Origin of the sequence: uncultured Campylobacter sp. (assembly GCF_937890585.1) — a bacterium.
Taxonomy (GTDB): domain Bacteria; phylum Campylobacterota; class Campylobacteria; order Campylobacterales; family Campylobacteraceae; genus Campylobacter_A.
Map to the genome: position 1 here is coordinate 1 of NZ_CALACG010000109.1, position 1,352 is coordinate 1,352.

The window sequence follows — 1,352 nt, forward strand, 5'->3', positions numbered from 1 at the left end:
GGACTTTTTAATGCTCTTACTCCGCCAAGGATCAGGCAGGTTGATATAAAGATCAAAAATTTACAAAACGACCTAAAGATCGCCATGATAACGGACGTGCATATCGGCGAATTTTTGCAAAAAGAGTTTATGGCAAAGCTTGTGAGCGACATAAATTTAGCAAAGCCTGATATCGTAGTCATTGTGGGCGACCTTGTTGATGTGAGCGCGCAGTTTATAGGGGACTTTCTCGATCCATTAAGAGATCTAAAAAGCACTTATGGCACATATTATGTTCCTGGTAATCACGAGTATTATCATGGTGTGGACGGCATTTTAAAAAAGATAAGCTCGCTTGGCATTGGGGTACTTGGCAATAAAAATGAAAAAGTTGGTGGTGTAAATTTGGCTGGAGTTTACGATCTGGCTGGCTTTAGGTTTAAAAATTTAGAGCCAAATTTAGATGAAGCGCTAGCAGGATGTGACCCAAATTTGCCGACCATCCTACTCTCTCATCAGCCAAAATTTATAAAAACTATGCAAAAAGATGTCGATCTAGTCCTTTGCGGGCACACGCACGCTGGACAAATTTTTCCTTTTAGTATCCTAGTTTTGTTGGATCAAGGTTTTTTACATGGGCTTTATAAGATTAATGATAAAATGCAAGCTTACGTTAGCAGCGGCGCTGGATTTTGGGGGCCGCCAGTTAGGATCTTTGCGCCAAGCGAGATCGCGATATTAAATTTAAGCAAGGAATAAAATGAATAGTGACAATCTCTTCTCTCAAATTTTTGGCAAGGTGGCAAAGCTAAAATTTATCAGGCCAGTGCAGGAATTTATAAACTCATCTTATATAAAGTTTTTTAAGATTGACATGAGCGAGTTTGGGCCAGCTGGCGAGTATAAAAATTTAAACGAGCTTTTCACCAGAGAGCTTCTAAAACCAAGGGAATTTGACGCAGCAGATGAGATATTTATCAGCCCAGTTGATGGCACCTGCCTTAGTTTTGGTAGCACAAGCGAGCTAAAAGCCTTTAGTATAAAGGGCATGAGCTACGGCGTGAAGGAGCTTTTGGGGCAGGGCGAGCTCGAGGGCGAGTATGACTTCGCCAACATCTACCTTAGTCCAAAAGACTATCACCACTACCACGCACCTTGCGATATCGCCGTCAAAAAAGCGGTCTATATCCCGGGCAAGCTTTACAGCGTGGCGGTAAAATGGCTTGGCAAGGTTGATAGCCTTTATACTAAAAATGAACGTGTGGCGCTACTTTGCGAGATGAAAAATGGCAAAAAACTTTGGCTAGTTTTCGTGGGCGCGCTAAATGTTGGTAAGATGAAATTTTGCTTTGATGAGCGCATCCAGACAAATG

General features: G+C 41.9%; 2 protein-coding genes. Both read left to right on the forward strand.

Annotated elements, in window-relative coordinates:
- Positions 1-738, forward strand: a 738-nt coding sequence (locus Q0296_RS03055) for a metallophosphoesterase (RefSeq protein ID WP_298036402.1), incomplete at its 5' end; no start/stop codon positions are given.
- Position 739: 1 nt separating this feature from the next.
- The coding region (locus Q0296_RS03060; protein WP_298036405.1) for a phosphatidylserine decarboxylase at positions 740-1,352 on the forward strand (613 nt) is incomplete at its 3' end.